This is a genomic window from Novosphingobium sp. 32-60-15 (assembly GCF_002280675.1).
GTDB lineage: Bacteria > Pseudomonadota > Alphaproteobacteria > Sphingomonadales > Sphingomonadaceae > Novosphingobium.
Genome location: NZ_NCEN01000002.1, coordinates 151,891 through 166,943 on the forward strand (window position 1 = coordinate 151,891; position 15,053 = coordinate 166,943).

17 protein-coding genes are annotated in these 15,053 nt (G+C 58.7%); 8 read left to right on the forward strand and 9 right to left on the reverse strand.

What is annotated here, in order from left to right:
• Window positions 1-2: 2 nt before the first annotated feature.
• From B7Y89_RS02245 to B7Y89_RS02260, 4 genes are all read left to right on the forward strand, one after another.
• Window positions 3-842: an NAD(P)-binding domain-containing protein gene (locus B7Y89_RS02245; protein WP_292935339.1), complete on the forward strand. Its 840-nt coding sequence runs from the start codon at window positions 3-5 to the stop codon at window positions 840-842.
• 18 nt (window positions 843-860) lie between these two features.
• Complete coding sequence (locus B7Y89_RS02250; RefSeq protein WP_292935341.1) at window positions 861-1,307, forward strand: MaoC/PaaZ C-terminal domain-containing protein; 447 nt, start codon at window positions 861-863, stop codon at window positions 1,305-1,307.
• Window positions 1,304-2,650: an MFS transporter gene (locus B7Y89_RS02255; protein WP_292935343.1), complete on the forward strand. Its 1,347-nt coding sequence runs from the start codon at window positions 1,304-1,306 to the stop codon at window positions 2,648-2,650. The genes B7Y89_RS02250 and B7Y89_RS02255 overlap by 4 nt, the downstream gene beginning before the upstream one ends.
• Window positions 2,651-2,739: 89 nt before the next feature.
• Window positions 2,740-3,912, forward strand: coding sequence for a flavin-dependent monooxygenase (locus B7Y89_RS02260; RefSeq protein ID WP_292935345.1), 1,173 nt, complete (start codon window positions 2,740-2,742; stop codon window positions 3,910-3,912).
• Window positions 3,913-4,023: 111 nt separating this feature from the next.
• Here B7Y89_RS02260 and B7Y89_RS02265 read toward each other — a convergent pair whose 3' ends face one another.
• A complete protein-coding gene (locus B7Y89_RS02265; RefSeq protein WP_292935347.1) occupies window positions 4,024-4,317 on the reverse strand; it encodes a hypothetical protein in 294 nt (97 codons plus the stop codon).
• 207 nt (window positions 4,318-4,524) lie between these two features.
• On the opposite strand from B7Y89_RS02265, the gene B7Y89_RS02270 reads away from it, so the two are divergent.
• Together B7Y89_RS02270 and B7Y89_RS02275 are read left to right on the forward strand one after the other, a co-directional pair.
• Window positions 4,525-5,181, forward strand: a complete 657-nt coding sequence (locus B7Y89_RS02270) for a hypothetical protein (protein ID WP_292935349.1) — start codon at window positions 4,525-4,527, stop codon at window positions 5,179-5,181.
• A complete protein-coding gene (locus B7Y89_RS02275; RefSeq protein ID WP_292935571.1) occupies window positions 5,178-5,564 on the forward strand; it encodes a VOC family protein in 387 nt (128 codons plus the stop codon). The genes B7Y89_RS02270 and B7Y89_RS02275 overlap by 4 nt, the downstream gene beginning before the upstream one ends.
• A gap of 10 nt (window positions 5,565-5,574) precedes the next feature.
• Here B7Y89_RS02275 and B7Y89_RS02280 read toward each other — a convergent pair whose 3' ends face one another.
• From B7Y89_RS02280 to B7Y89_RS02295, 4 genes are all read right to left on the reverse strand, one after another.
• On the reverse strand, window positions 5,575-6,786 hold the full coding sequence (locus tag B7Y89_RS02280; RefSeq protein ID WP_292935351.1) for an aromatic ring-hydroxylating dioxygenase subunit alpha: 1,212 nt from the start codon (window positions 6,784-6,786) through the stop codon (window positions 5,575-5,577).
• Window positions 6,787-6,937: 151 nt separating this feature from the next.
• Window positions 6,938-7,255, reverse strand: a complete 318-nt coding sequence (locus B7Y89_RS02285; protein WP_292935353.1) for a 2Fe-2S iron-sulfur cluster-binding protein — start codon at window positions 7,253-7,255, stop codon at window positions 6,938-6,940.
• 145 nt (window positions 7,256-7,400) lie between these two features.
• Window positions 7,401-8,042 (reverse strand): TetR/AcrR family transcriptional regulator, encoded by a 642-nt coding sequence (locus tag B7Y89_RS02290; RefSeq protein ID WP_292935355.1) that lies wholly within the window; start codon window positions 8,040-8,042, stop codon window positions 7,401-7,403.
• A 4-nt stretch (window positions 8,043-8,046) separates the two neighbouring features.
• Entirely contained in the window at window positions 8,047-8,730 is a 684-nt protein-coding gene (locus tag B7Y89_RS02295; protein WP_292935357.1) for an EthD family reductase, read from the reverse strand.
• A gap of 184 nt (window positions 8,731-8,914) precedes the next feature.
• On the opposite strand from B7Y89_RS02295, the gene B7Y89_RS02300 reads away from it, so the two are divergent.
• Window positions 8,915-9,508, forward strand: a complete 594-nt coding sequence (locus B7Y89_RS02300; protein ID WP_292935359.1) for a malonic semialdehyde reductase — start codon at window positions 8,915-8,917, stop codon at window positions 9,506-9,508.
• A 133-nt stretch (window positions 9,509-9,641) separates the two neighbouring features.
• Window positions 9,642-10,502 carry a fumarylacetoacetate hydrolase family protein gene (locus B7Y89_RS02305; protein WP_292935361.1) on the forward strand — a complete coding sequence of 287 codons (861 nt, stop codon included), beginning with the start codon at window positions 9,642-9,644 and terminating at the stop codon, window positions 10,500-10,502.
• 82 nt (window positions 10,503-10,584) lie between these two features.
• Here the strand turns inward: B7Y89_RS02305 and B7Y89_RS02310 are convergent, their stop codons facing one another.
• The 4 genes from B7Y89_RS02310 to B7Y89_RS02325 form a co-directional block, all read right to left on the reverse strand.
• Window positions 10,585-11,361, reverse strand: a complete 777-nt coding sequence (locus B7Y89_RS02310; RefSeq protein WP_292935363.1) for an SDR family oxidoreductase — start codon at window positions 11,359-11,361, stop codon at window positions 10,585-10,587.
• Window positions 11,362-11,372: 11 nt separating this feature from the next.
• Window positions 11,373-13,091 carry a class I adenylate-forming enzyme family protein gene (locus B7Y89_RS02315; protein WP_292935365.1) on the reverse strand — a complete coding sequence of 573 codons (1,719 nt, stop codon included), beginning with the start codon at window positions 13,089-13,091 and terminating at the stop codon, window positions 11,373-11,375.
• Window positions 13,092-13,198: 107 nt separating this feature from the next.
• Window positions 13,199-13,978: an SDR family oxidoreductase gene (locus B7Y89_RS02320; protein ID WP_292935367.1), complete on the reverse strand. Its 780-nt coding sequence runs from the start codon at window positions 13,976-13,978 to the stop codon at window positions 13,199-13,201.
• Window positions 13,978-14,988, reverse strand: coding sequence for a zinc-binding dehydrogenase (locus B7Y89_RS02325; protein ID WP_292935369.1), 1,011 nt, complete (start codon window positions 14,986-14,988; stop codon window positions 13,978-13,980). Before B7Y89_RS02325 ends, B7Y89_RS02320 begins: the two co-directional genes overlap by 1 nt.
• Window positions 14,989-15,053 lie beyond the last annotated feature (65 nt).

A 15,053-nucleotide genomic window follows, 5' to 3' on the forward strand; every position in this document is an offset into this window, starting at 1 on the left:
GCATGTCAAAGGCAATCAGTTCCGTCGGATTTATCGGCCTTGGCAGCATGGGGGGTGCCCAGGCACGCGAATTGGCCAAGCTTGCATTGCCGCTGTCTGTATTTGACAAGTTTCCGGCCTCGATGGAGCCGTTCCGCGGCAAAGCGACGCTCGCAGGCAGCATCGCCGACCTCGGCGGCTGCGACGTTGTCGGCATTTGCGTGCAGGACGATAAACAGGTGATCGAATGCTGCGACGAACTTATTCCGGCCATGCAGCCCGATTCGGTGATCCTGGTCCACAGCACAGTGCGCCCCGATACGATCAAGGCATTGGCCGAACGCGCTGCTGCGGTGGGCGTCGAACTGATGGACGCAGCAGTCACGCGCACCGAAATGACCAATGACGGCCCGTTCGTGTTCTGCATGCTGGGCGGCAGCGAAGCGACCATGGCGCGGGTGCAGCCGGTGCTTGATGCCTATTCCACCAACACCATGCTGGTCGGGCCGCTCGGTTCGGCGATGGGCCTCAAGATCTGCAACAATCTGGTTTCGTGGAGCCAGATCATGCTGGGGCTTGAAGCGATGGATCTGGCTGAGGCCGCAGGTGTGCCGATCGATAAACTGATGGCGGTGATGCAGCGCAACGGCGTGATGACCCCGCCGATGAATGGCTTCATCGCGTTCCGCAACAATCCTGGCGAACAATCGCGCCGCGATCTGATGGCGGTGCAGGCAGGCATAGGCGAGAAAGACCTGACGCTTGCCCATGAACTGGGCGAGGCGGTGGGTAAGCCGTCGTCCATCGGCGCGCATATCAAGGCCTATATCAAGCAGGGTGTTCTCGATGTCTGCCGTCGATAAGGCGGGGTCAGCAATCTGGTGAGGCGGCGCTTTGATGATCTTGCCGTTGGCGAACGGCGCAAATCAGCGGCTTGGGTGCTTGACGAACAGGCGATCATCGCGTTCGCAAGGCAGTTCGATCCCCAGTGGTTTCACATCGATCCACTGGCGGCGAAGGGCTCTGCTTTTGGCGGGCTGATTGCCAGTGGAGCCCATCTGCTGGCTCTGTGGCGGCGGATGGACCACGACCTTAATGGCGATATCGATTACTATTGCGGGGTTGGCATGGAAAACGTGCGGTTTCGAAAGGCCGTGCGCGCAGGTGATAGCTTGACGCTTGAATCCGAGATTGCCGAATGTCGCGCTTCGGCTAGTGATGCCGGGCGAGGTCTGGTCAGAATGACCTATCGAATGACCAACGGCGCGGGCGAGGTTGTGCTCGATCTTGAAGCGATCAATCTCGTCTACCGGGGGACGGCGGCATGAACAGTCACACTACAAGCGGATCAGTCGAAGCGGTCGGCAGCGAGCGGTATTTCATCGTGTTGCTCGGGCTGATCTACATGATGAATTTCGTTGATCGCACGATCATCTCGATTGCGGGTGAGGCAATCCGGCGTGACCTCAACTTGTCCGATCTGCAATTGGGGCTGCTGGGAGGCCTTGCTTTTTCACTGTTCTACGCCGCGCTCGGCATTCCGCTGGCGCGTTTGGCCGAACGGCGCAGCCGTGTCGGCATTATCGCCAGCGTCACCGCGATCTGGTCGGTCATGACCGCACTTTCAGGCGCGGCAAGCAGTTTTGCGCAATTGCTGCTTTGCCGGATGGGCGTGGGAGTGGGTGAGGCAGGGTTCACTCCAGCGCTCATTTCGATGCTGTCGGACAGGTTCCCTGAAGATCGCCGGGCCAGTGCGTTTTCCACTATCGCCATCTGGGTTTCGGTGGGCGCGGCAGTATCTGCAACCATCGGTGGCTGGGTTGTGCAGAACTATGGCTGGCGGACAGCCTTCGTGGCGATGGGCGTGCCGGGTCTGGTGCTTGCGGTTGTGCTGAAACTGACGATTGCCGAACCGGTACGCCGTAACGCGGGCGATGCGGGTGCCACCCCATCGTTTGGGGCCGTCTTGCGCAAAGTCGGGCGTTCGCCCGCGTTTCTCTATCTCACCGCGGCAAGCGGCCTTGTCGGCATGGTCAGCTTTGGTCTTAACCTGTTTATGATCCCGCTGCTCGTCCGCCGCTATGGTTTGGACATTGCGCAGGCCGGGATGATTTTTGCAGGCTCGCTCAGCCTCGCGATGGCTATTGGAAACTACAGTGGCGGTCGTGCAGCCGATTGGCTGGGTCGGCGTGATGTGGGGTGGTTCGGGCGGGCGCCTGCCATGCTGCTCGTCATCTCGCTGCCGCTTTATGTGCTGGCCATCCTGCAATCAGATTGGCGCTGGTTCATGGTGCTGATGTTCTTTTCTGCGGCCTCGCTCAACGCTTTTCTGCCCGCAATCATGACAGTCACACAAAGATTGGTTGAACCGCGCATGCGTGCATCGGCCGCAGCACTACACGCATTCGGACAGACTGTGGCAGGGCTTGGTATCGGGTCAGTCGCGCTGGGATGGCTAAGTGACCGCTTGGCCACACAGGCCTATGCGGGAGATTACCGCACGGAATGTCTGCGCGGATCTGTCGGAGGGGCTTGCGGAGAAGCATCAGCGCAAGGGCTCCAGCATGCCATGATGGCAGCAGGATCGGTCTTGCTCGGCGCGATATTCTTCTATTTGCGCGCAGCCCATGCGTTGCGGCGCGAAATCCCGAACGAAGCTGGTTCCGCCTGACCTAAAGGGCACGACAACTCCTATCGCACGAAAGGCACAGTCTCGTCGGCGACGTATAGAGTTTGCGGTGTGTTTTAAAGGAGTTGCCGGTGGCAAGCGTCAATGTGACAAGCGAACAGATCAACCCGCAATCCTTGATCGAAGCCGCGCGAGGTATGTTGCCCTTGGTCAAAGCGGCGTGTGCCGAGGCCAATGCCAATGCCGATGTTCTTCCCGAAACCATCGCGGCAATCAAAAAGGCGGGTCTTTTCCGCGCCTTTCAGCCAAAGCGTTGGGGCGGCTTGGAACTGGACCCGCGCGATACATACGCCATCCAGAACGTGTTTGCGCAAGTCTGCGTATCTACGGCATGGATTTACGGCGTGCTTTGTGTGCAGTCATTCATGCTCGGGCGCATGGATTCGCTCGCGCAATCAGATGTCTGGGCAAACAATCCCGATGCACTGGTCTGCTCATCCTTCATGCCGACAGGGCGCGTTACGCCTGTCGAAGGCGGCTATCGTATCAGCGGGCGCTATGGTTTCTCCAGCGGAAGCAGCCACGCGCAATGGGCGATTGTTGGCGGAATGGTGCCGCCTGATGACGCGCGCCCAGAGCCGCAGATGCGGCTGTTCCTTGTGCCGATGAGCGACCTTGAAATCGACCGGGTGTGGGATACGTTCGGATTGCGCGCCACCGGCAGCAACGATCTGGTGATCAACAACGCATTTGTGCCAGCCTATCGCACTTACGTGCCTGACGCTGGCATCATGCCGTTGCCGGCCTCGTCCGGCCTGCCAGCGTTGTATCGCCTGCCGTGGCTATATGTTTTCGCTTCGTCGATTTCCAATCTTGGAGTCGGTGCGGCGCGCGGAGCACTCGCCACATTTGCCGCGGTCACGCGCGACCGGCAAGGGTCGATGGGAGCACCGCCAGCGCGCGAAAACCCCCGGTTCCTTTCGGCAATCGGAAGAACCCGCGTTGAAATTGATACGGTCGAACGCCAATTGAACGACAACTTTGCAAAGCTTGCTGACCATGTAGCGCGGGATACAGCGTTGCCACTGGATGAAGCGCTGCTTTATCGCGGTCAACTGACAAGCAATTTGCGCAAGCTTGTGGTGCTGGTGGATGAAATGATGCTGTTGCTTGGCGCACGCGGCATCCAGCGCAATGGACCATTAACCCAAGTGTGGCTGGATTTGTCTGCCGCCCGTGCCCATGCGGGCAACGATCCTACTGCAATCCACGCCCAGATTGCGGGCGAATTGCTCAAAGTCTGAACCTGTCACAAAGCACAAAAAGCGCCGCCGGACAGATTATCCGGCGACGCTTTTTTTGAGGCTTCAAAAAGGTTCAACACCGACCGGTTACCGAACCGGCGCTGAAAACAATCAGAGGCGGCTGATTTCCTTGTTGGTCAGTGTGCTGACCAAGCCGCGTTCGCCAGCGCTGAGCGTGGCGAGCGGGATCGAAATCATTTTCATGTCGCGGATGACAACAACAGCATTACCGCGCACGCGGTCAACCCGGCCGATTCGACGGCCTTCAGCCGAAAATACCATATCACCGCTTTTGATTTCAGGCGCGGACGTTGCAGCAGCGGCCGCAACAGGAGCAGCGGTCTGGGCCATTGCGGGGAGTGCGACAAGGCCAAGAGCCAGCGCGAACACGGATTGAATTTTCATGTTTGTCACCAATGTTTCAATGCAAAAGGTAACGGGGTGCCCCGCTATCTTTGCCAAATAAGCAAGGTTGAACGAATTGTCGATACTGATTCGGAAATAACTTGATGCAGCGTCAACAACGCGTCAGAAGTCGCGCTTGCGCGTACGACCTATCGGGTCCAGTCTCTTGAAAAAGGCGCGAAAGACGCGTGCGTACCCGGAGATGGAATGGAACCACTAGAAGCGTTGGTCAGCGGTCACGCTGAAACCCGTCCGGAAAAATCCGAAACCCCTAAACTGCCATGCGCAGCGAAGCGGTCTGTCGGCCGACCGCGTCGGCTGACGCTCGATGCGATTGTCGATGCTGCCTGCGCAGTGGGCATAGACCGGCTGGAAATGTGCTTTGTGGCAGAACGGCTGAATACCGGCGTAGCCACATTATACGGTTATGTGCGGGGCCGCGATCATCTGCTGGAACTGGTCGCCGAACGGATGGCAACCCGCGCCCTGGCCGATACGTACGGCGGCACTTGGCAGGAAGTCTTGCGCGGCCATGCCGCACTGTGCTTCGAAATGTTCAAGTCCAAGCCCGAGATGATCGGCAACCTGATCGGTGGCGAAAAGTCTGACCAGGAAGTGGCTTACGCCGTCAACATCATGACCATGCTGGAAAACCGGGGTCTTTCGCGCGAGGACGCAGCAGACCTTTACGTCGAGACCAATCAGGCGGTGATCGGCGCTGCGGTGATGCTGGTCCGGCGCAATATTCTGGCCAACGCCGGGGTGGATCAGGACGGGAATGCCATTTCGCTGCCGCCCGGGCTGGGCGATTACCGGCCCACGCTGGACCGGATCGTGCGCGATTACGAGGAGCGCGTAAAATAGGCATCTTCACGCATGTCTGCCTTGGCAGCAACGATATTGCCCGTGCAGAAGCGTTTTACGACGCTGCATTGGCACCTTTGGGAATCAACAACGTGGGCGGCTTTCTCGACCAGGGGATCGGTTATGGCCGCAAGGTGGCAGAACTGCTGATCCTGCGCCCTCTCGATGGCGCGCCAGCAGTTGCCGCAAATGGTGGCACGGTCAGCTTCAAGGCTCCAACGCGGGACGCGGTCCGCGCCTTCCACGCTGCTGGACTTGGCGCGGGCGGGACCGATGCTGGCGCTCCGGGGCCGCGTGGTGCTGTAAAACACGCCTTTGGCGCGTACTTGTTCGATCCAGACGGGAACAAGATTTGCGCGTACTGCTTCAGCGCGCCTGATTGACCCGGCGTTTCTAACGCTTCACATGCGGGGCCAGCACCGGGGTGACGCGCAGCGGATGCGGAATATTGTCCGGCCCGATCCTGCGATCGATTTCCTCGTTGTACCACTGGATGAACTGTTCCTGGAAGCTCAACACAACCTGTGTGATGTCTCCCTGTTGGTAGGAACGCTGGATGGTCGGGAAGAGGCCGATGTCTTCGGCAAGAACGGTCTGCTGGTTCTGCAGCATCCCTTCCCAGAACTTGGCGTCGTCCTCGTCATCGCGCTTCCAGCCGATGAACATGTTTGACATGACCATCTTGTCCGGACCTTTGGGCCAAAACGTCTGCCAATTGAAGCCAACCGGATCAAGCGCGGTAAAGCTGTTGGGAAAGCAAGGCAGGGCAAAGACGTGATCCTTGAACCGTGTTGTAAAATCATCGGGCGCCGCATCATCATGACCCGCCGAGAAGAAGGACTGGCCGCCGCGCTTGCGCGTGACGAAGCGCGCATGACCGCCTTCAAACAGCGATACCGTAAAGCTCTTTGATTCAAGATAGGGTGACAGCGTTTTCGCGTGGACCGTGTTGACGTGATAGATTTCAAGGAAATTATCGAACGCGGTCTTCCAGTTGCAATCAATCTCTACATCAAGGACGGCTTTGACCACCATGTCGTCAATCGGAAAGTCGGCAATCTCTGCATTCAGGGGCTTCAGGAAATCGGCAAGAGGTCCGGCGTTTTCATCAAGATTGATAAAGATGAAACCGCGCCACGTGTCGCAACGGACCTGATGCAGCGCCTTGTCAGCCTTGTTGAGGCACGCAAAATTGTGCGCTTCAGGAACAGATTGCAGGTCTCCTTGCGATGAATAGCCCCAGGCATGGTAGGGGCAGATGAACCGCTTGGCCACACCTTCGGGCTGGGTCACCAGCGCCGCGCCGCGATGGCGGCAGGTGTTCTTGAAAGCCCTTATGCGGTCATCGCTGCCACGGCTGAGAATGATCGATTGATCGAACTGTTCAAACAGGCGGTAGGATCCGGACTGCGGCAACTGGCTTGTATGGCCTACGCAAAGCCAGCTTTTGCGGAATACGTGCTCCATTTCGAGCCGGTAAAATTCAGGATCGAAATAGCGCGCCGCTGCAAGATCGGGCAAGGCAGGGAAATGTTCGGGATAGGCCGTGCGGCGAAATTCGCTTTCGACTTCGGCATACATGGTCCCGAGCGTATTTTGATCCATCCTGCCTCTTCCCCGTCTTGTCCTGCAGCCAAGGTGCAAGCCGTATCATCATCGGGATTGTTGTGCAGGTGGACTTGCTTGACGGTCAGTCCGGTAGATTGCTGCAAAGCAGGCAGGTGGCGCAACTTTGCCGCGCCACCCGGTCCCTGCCTTAGTCTTCCGGAGCGATGGTCACGCGCAGGCCGTCAAGCTCTGCGGTAAAATTGATCTGGCATGACAGGCGCGAATTGGCCTGGCGGTGGTCCGAACTGTCGAGCAAGTCGTTTTCGTCCGCCGAAACTTCGGGAAGTTGGCTGGCCAAAGGTCCATCAACATAGACATGGCAGGTTGCGCATGAACAGCACCCGCCGCACAGCGCCAACAATTCATCAGCGCCTGCATCACGGATGATTTCCATGACCGAAACATTGGTGCCGGCATCGATGCTCTGTTCAGAACCATCGCGCGTGGTGACGATAAGCGTCGGCATTGCTGAAAATACTCCGAGAGTGATGGAAACTTCGGGTCTTGGACCCAAGTCGTGCTTGGGCCGGTTGATACATATGCTCTCCTGCCTGACGATAGGGCGCCCATGATCCATGATGAAACCCACCGCGCAGCGTTCTGCTACCTTGTCATTTCCGCAATGCGCGCATGATGAAATCAAGCGCAAAGGCGCGCGTCTCGTCCGCGTTGCGCTGCCACTTCCGCCCTGAATAGCGTTCGAGCATTTGCGTGGATGACAGGCACCCTACCGTGATGATCACGGTCATGAATTCGATCCGGTTGCTGTCGATATCTGCGTGGAACACCCCTGCTGCCTGACCACGCCGCACCACTTCGGCAAGACGGTCAGCCAAGGTCTTTTGCAGTTGCCGGATTTCGTGGATCGACCGCAATTGCGCACCGCCGTGCATGCTTTGGTCAAGCGACACCATGCCGAGCACGGGGTCTTCGGCATAGATATCATAAACTTCTTCCACATACGCGCGGATGGCAGCATCGGGTGCCAGATCGCCCAGCGGTATCTGCAAAAGGCGTTCGTTTGTTTTTATCGAGATGTCTTTGAGAAGCTCCCAATACAGCTCGTCCTTGCCCTTGAAATAGAAGTAAACGATCTGTTTGCTAACTTTGGCGCGGCGCGCGATGTGTTCAACTTTTGTGCCATCGAAACCATTTGCACCAAATTCTTCGCGTGCAGCCGCCAGGATCTTGCGGATCGTGGCCTGTGGATCACGCGAGCTGCGCGGGCGCGGTTCAGATTGATCATCGCTCATTGCGTCAGCCAACCGGCCAGCCACCAGGCATGCCCGGCGCCACAAACAACTCGTGCTCGGTTACCATCATCGTCGTGATCGCCGCCTTGTCGGCAAAGAGCGCTTCGTCCTCGGCAATGGCGCGCATCACCGGCGCGTCCTGACCGATCAACGCAAGGTCGGCCGGATCGACCCAGAATTCAGGCATCCCGTCATAATCGGTTGCCGACCCTGGTGGCTGGTCGGTGGCAATCACGTGGTTCTGGTAATAAAGCTGCAGGAAATCGCCCGCGTTGTGTTCAACCATGCCGATTTCAACATGGCGTCCACGCCAGTGCGCCTGGACTTGTTGCCGAGACAAGTGCGCAAGGCCCTTCAACGTCACCATGATCTTGTGGGGCAGGGGGCGGCTGCCTCTGTCGTGGATCAGAAGCGCATCTACGCTTAACTGCACTGCATCGCCCTGCGCTCTGATCCTTGCGGCCAGCGCGTCAGCGCCGGATTTATCGGCAAACCAAGCTTCAACCACAGCAGCGAAAGTTGGCTGGTCTGGTGTGCCCGTGCGCACGTTTATCGGCAACACTTCGTTGAAGACAAGCCGCTGAAGTCCGCGAAGAGATGCCTTTGCCTGCGCTGCCACAAAATCTTTCCACGCTTCAACTGCACGATCTGGCCGCAGCAGTGAAATGAGTTTCACAGGTCCGTTCATGGCGCTCCTCGCATGAAGGCGGCTTTGCGCGCCTGTCATCTTTCAAAGAAAATATGCGCACAACGGCGCAGGTAACCTTCCGGCGGAGGGGGCCTGATGCTTATCTGGCCCCCTCCGCGCGACAGGTCACGTCAATGGCGCAAGGCGGCCAGTCGGTGACCGCCTGATTGATAATGGGGATACGATGGACAAAAAGCCGCTTGCAGAAACCGCGCTCGACCAGCTTTTCACGCAGGCGCGGACCTTTAACAGCTGGTCTGACCGCGCGGTTGACGATGTGACCGTGCGGCAGCTCTACGCGTTGGTATCCACAGGGCCCACCACCGCCAATTCCCATCCGGGCCGCTTTGTTTTTATCCGCAGCGCCGCCGCGCGCGAACGCTTGCGCCCGCATCTGAGCGCTGGAAACGTTGATAAAACGATGGCCGCACCATGTTGCGTAATCGTGGCCTATGACACGCGGTTTTATGAATTTATGCCGCAGCTTTTCCCGTCCCGCGACTTTTCTGAAACATTCGCAGGCAAGGAAGCCGTTATTGCCGATACCGCCACACGCAGTTCGACCCTCGCCGGGGCTTATCTCATGCTTGCGGCGCGGGCATTGGGTCTTGATGCAGGGCCAATGTCGGGCTTCAACAAGGATACGCTTGAGGCCGAATTTTTTCCGGATGGGCGCTGGAAGGCAAACTTCCTGTGCAACATCGGTTACGGCACTGATGACCTGCTGTTTCCACGAAACCCGCGCCTTGCCTTTGAACAGGCATGCCGCGATCTTTAGCCATTTGTCCTCAGGGTGCGCTAAACCGGCGATTTCGGCAGCACTCTTGCATAAACCCATCTAAAGAAAGGTGGCGGGGCTGGCTTGTCTGCATTTAGAAGCGGATAACACCTGTTTGCTTGAGGAGTCTTTGATGCGGTTCGTTCGATACGATGATGGCGGCACCCCCCGCCTTGGCCTGGTCCGCGGGGAGGCGATCGTTTCGCTTGCGCCAATCGCAGACAAATATCCCACGATGCATGCAATCATCGAAGGCGGTGACGCGGCGCTGGCCGCTGCACGCGCTCAGCTTGAAACCGGCACAGATGCCGTGGCGCTGAAAGATGCCAAACTGCTTGCCCCGATCGAACGTCCAAGCAAGTTCATGGCAATCGGCATGAACTATGCCAAACATCTTGAAGAAGCCGACCGTCTGGGCATCGCCCGAGTTGCAAACCAGATCTGGTTCAACAAGCAGACGACCTGCATTTCCGGGCCTTTCGACGCGATTGATCCGGGCGTAACCGAAAAGCTCGATTACGAAGTCGAACTTGGCGTTGTCATCGGAAAATCGGCCAAGAAGGTCAGTGTGGAAAATGCCAAAGACTATGTTTTCGGCTATTTCGTCGTAAACGATGTATCGGCGCGCGATTGGCAGTTCCAGTCACCGACGATGACAATGGGCAAGTCATTCGACACACATGGCCCGATGGGTCCATGGATCATCACCGCCGATGAAGTTCCCGATCCGCACGCCCTCGATCTGCGCTGCTATGTGAACGGCGAATTGCGTCAATCGAACAACACCGGCAACATGATCACGAATGTGTGGTCGCAGATTTCGCACCTGTCGACGGCGTTCACCCTGCTACCGGGTGACCTTATCGCCACTGGCACCCCTGAAGGCGTGGCAGCAGGCATGGAACCACCTGTGTTCCTGAAAGTCGGCGATGTGATCCGCTGCGAAGTCGATGGCATCGGCGCAATCGAAAACAAGGTCATTGAACCGGCCTGATCCGGCTTTTGATCAACACACAAAAAAGGCCCCGCACAAACATTTGTGCGGGGCCTTTTTTGTGCCGCAAAGACGCGGGCGGCTACTTCGCCTGACCTGTGCCACTTCCGGTAGCAGGCATCAGCATATTCGACATGCCGCCATCGACCAGCACATCGATACCATTGATATGCCCGGCCTGCGGTGAGCACAAGAACAGGATCGCGCGGGCAACGTCCTCAGCCGTTCCAAGCTTGCCCAGCGGAATCGAAGATTCGCGCTGCTTCCGGCGCGTCTCGTCATCATATCCCGCCTTGGTCATCGGGGTGTAGGTTGGCCCCGGCGATACGGTGTTGCAGCGGATGCGATCAGGCCCCCATTCAATCGAAAGCTGGCGCATCAGCATCAGCAGCGCAGCCTTGCTTGATGAATAAAACCCCAACGCAGGCGTAGGTTGCGTGGCAGACATTGATGCCGTGGCGATGAACGCGCCGTGGCTTTCGCGCAAGTACGGGTGCGCCGCCTTGCCGATCAGCCAGGTGGCGCGCGTGTTGATCGAATAGATCAAATCAAACTGTTCGGGTGCCAGATCGACCAGCGCGCCGCCCATGATAATCCCGGCGTTCGATATCACTGCGTCGATCCCGCCCATGTGCGCAATCGCGGCATCGACAATACGTGTCCCGCAATCCAGTTCGGACAAATCGACAACGACGGTCGCTGCGCGCGCACCGATGGCATCTGCGACAACCGCAAGGTTTGCAGCATCACGGTCGGCCAGCAGCAACTGGTGATCGCCGGGAATGGCGCTGCCATCGGCCAGCAGTTCGGCGCAGGCCCGGCCAATGCCGCTGGCTGCCCCGGTTATGATGAAGCGCATGGGCCTGTTCCTTATTCTTCGATACCAAGTTCGGCGATCAATTGCTGCCGCAGTTTAAACTTCTGGATCTTTGATGCCGACATCGGCCATTCGTCAATCAGGCGGATGTGCCGCGGCACTTTGAACGATGCAATGCGCGTACCGACAAATGCAATCAATTCGGCGGCAAAGTCTTCGGGCGAGGATGTGATCGGCCCGTCGGTTTCAACAAATGCCGCCGGGATTTCCGCAAGGCGCGCATCGGGCAGGCCCACCACTTGCGCCAACCGCACCAGCGGGTGCGCTGCCAGCACGGCTTCCACTTCTGCCGCAGCCACGTTCTCACCGCCGACCTTGAGCATATCCTTGAACCGGCCATGGAACATCAAGTGCCCTGCATCGTCGAGCGACCCGATATCGCCCGAATGATACCAGCCCTCTGCATCAATCGCCTCGGCCGTCTTGTCCGGGTCCTTGTAATAGCCGTCGAACAAGTTGTAGCCACGGATCAACACTTCGCCACGCTCACCAATCGGCACATCGTTACCAGCGTTATCGATTATGCGGACTTCCACCCCCAACAAAGGGGTGCCAAGCCGCGTGAAGCCCATTTCAGGGTCCATGTCATAGCCGCCGGTGGTCACGATGCCGCTCGCTTCGGTCATTCCGAACGTGCCAACCTGCCGCATGTCCGGTGCCTTGTCGCGGTAAGCCTGACCGACGCTGGCGGGCATGAATGCAAAGCACGAATTCTGCAGGCGGACCGATGACATATCGGTTTTTTGCCAATCGGGATGCGCGATCATCGCCTGATGGAAAGTGACGAATGGCAAGAACATCATTGTCACTTTCTCCGCCTCGATCTGGCGCAGACTTTCACCCGGATCAAAGTGCGGCTGGCCGATGAAGGTGCCTGCGACATTGACCGCGCCGAGCATCGCCAGCATTGCGGCGATATGGAATAGCGGCATTGGCGACCACGCGCGCTCGTCAGGCGTGAATGCCCAGCGGTTAGCAGTAAGGTTGATCGTTTCGCGCACAATGGCTTCGTGGCTAAGCAGACAGCCCTTGGGATTGGCCGATGTGCCGGACGTGTAAAGGATCATCGCGGTGTCGCGCAGCCGCACGCAAAGGCGGCGACGGTGGACATTGGCCACAGGCACCGTTGCAGCGGCGGCATCGAACGCGGCCTGACCCAGAAAGCCCTGTGCAAGTTTGCCCGAACCTGAGCCGTCACTGGCGCGCAGCACAACGATCCGGCGCAAAGCAGGCGCGGATGCCAGTCCCAGCGCAGCAGGATCGCCCTGTTCGGCCAGATCGCCGAAAGCTTCGCCAAGGCGGGTCGTAAAGTCGACATGCTGGGTCTGCGTATCGTCTGTGACGATAGCGACAAGATCGGCGTTGCCGGCCACATAGGCCATCTCGGGCGCTTTATAGCGCGCGTTCATCAACACCGAAACCGCGCCGACCATGGCATTGGCAAACAACGTCTCGACAAAGGCGATGCCAGAGGGCAGCAGCACCCCGACATGATCGCCAGGACCAATACCCAGAGCCATCAACGCGCGTGCCTTATGCAGCACCGAATCAACCACTGCGGCATAGGTTTTTCGGCCTTCGGGAAAGACCAGCATTTCCTTGTCCGGGGCGCGGTCGCACGCACCCAGCAATAAGTCGCCCAGCGTCGTCGCCGCGATCCGCACGCGCGACAAGTCTTCTGAAAGACCTTGCGCTGAAACCCTATCCGTCATCCCTGACCCCAATTTTTTAATTTGCATGCCAAGCCCCAAATCCTTCGCAAGGATGGATTACGGCTCGCATCATCCATTCCATCCTCCCCGCCGATAGGGGACTGCGTTCAGCCGCAGCCGACCACGCCCCCATCAACCGGGATCTGCGCGCCGGTGACATAACCACCACCCTTGCCGCACAGGAAAAGTATCACCGCCGCTATGTCGCCGGGCTTGCCCAGGCGGCGCAGTGGAATGTGCGCCAGCAGTGTGGGATCGACGGTGTCCTCGTTGCGCATGTGCGCGGTCATCTTGGTTGGGAAGAAGCCCGGAATAACCGCGTTGACGGTGATGTTGCGGTCAGCCAAGTCCCCGGCAAGGTCGCGTGTCATCATATGGACAGCAGCCTTTGATGCGGCATAGCTATAGGCCTTAAGCCGCTCGGTCTTCATACCCGCGACCGACCCGATGTTGATCACCCGCGCCGGATCGTCAGGCGTGCCTGCAGCGGACAGTTCGGGCAGCAGTTCGCGCACCATTGTAAAAGGTGTCTGCACATTCACAGCCATCACGCCCGGCCATGCCTTGTCGGGAAAAGTGTCGATCTCTCCGCCCCACGTCTTGCCGGCATTGTTGATCAGGATGTGGCACGGACCGACAGCAGCGCGGTAGCGCCCCACCAGTTCCACCGCCGCTTCAGGCGTCGATAGATCGGCGGGCAGTGCAATGCAGCGCCCCAGCGACGCCATTTCGGCAGCCGCCGCTTCACACACGTCGGCCTTGCGTGATGTGATCGCAACGGTCGCACCTGCAGACAGCAGACCTTCTGCGATCATCCGGCCAAGGCCCTGCGCGCCGCCGGTAACCAGCGCGGTTTTGCCGGTCAGATCAAACAAAGCGGCGGACATCACATAACCACCGAAATCTTGCCGAACGAATGCGCATCCCGCAAATGCAGCAGTGCTTCGCGGGCTTCGGCAAGCGGGAAGGTGCGTTCGATCACCGGCTTGATTTTGTGCTTGTCGGCAAAGGCCAGCATTTCGCGGAAGTCGGTGGGATCACCCACCTGGCTGCCGAGCAGCGTGGCGCTTTTCAGGAACAGGTCGGTGGCATTGAACTTGATCTCGTTGCCTGCGGTTGAACCGTAGATCACGATACGGCCGCCCGGATTGATCGCGCGGATATAATTGGGCAAGCTGGGGCTTGGCGCACCATCAAGCACAACATCGACGCCGCCGGTCATCTTGCCAACCTTTTTGCGCCATTCGGGATCGGTAAACAGCAACCCGTCCTTCGCACCCATCTTGCGGGCGTTTTCAAGGACTTCTTCGCTTTCGCCAGTGCACCACACGTCGCAACCAAGCGCGACTGCAAAGGCCAGGCCGAATGTCGCGACGCCGCCGCCGATACCGGAAATCAACACCTTTTCGCCGGGCTGAAGTTGTCCTTTGAACATCAGTGCGCGCCATGATGTCAGCGCGGTCAGCGGCATTGCGCCCGCTTCTTCCCACGTCATGAACGCAGGTTTTGGTGCAAGGTTTTCTGCCGGAACGCAGATATATTCGGCAATCGTGCCGGGGAACGGCATGCCGAGCAGGCCGAAATCTGCAGCAGGTGTATCGCGGCGCGGGCCCCACTGGCGGGCCGGATATAACACCACTTCGTCGCCCACGCTGGCACCGCTGACGCCCTCACCAAGCATGTCCACCACGCCCGCGCCGTCACAACCCATTACCGAAGGCAATGTCATGCCGGGATACTGGCCGTGCGCGATAAACAGTTCGCGGTGGTTTACAGAAGCTGCCTTGACCGCGACCCGGACTTCGCCCTGGCCAGGTGTGGGCACATCCACTTCCCTGACCGCAACAGCTTCGGGTCCATCAGTGGTTTCGAGCAGCAGCGCCTTCATCTTCGTCATCGTATCGTACCCCGGTTGTCTCTGGCCGGCTGCGCGGCCCTTTACCGTGGGTTGTGCGGTCCCTC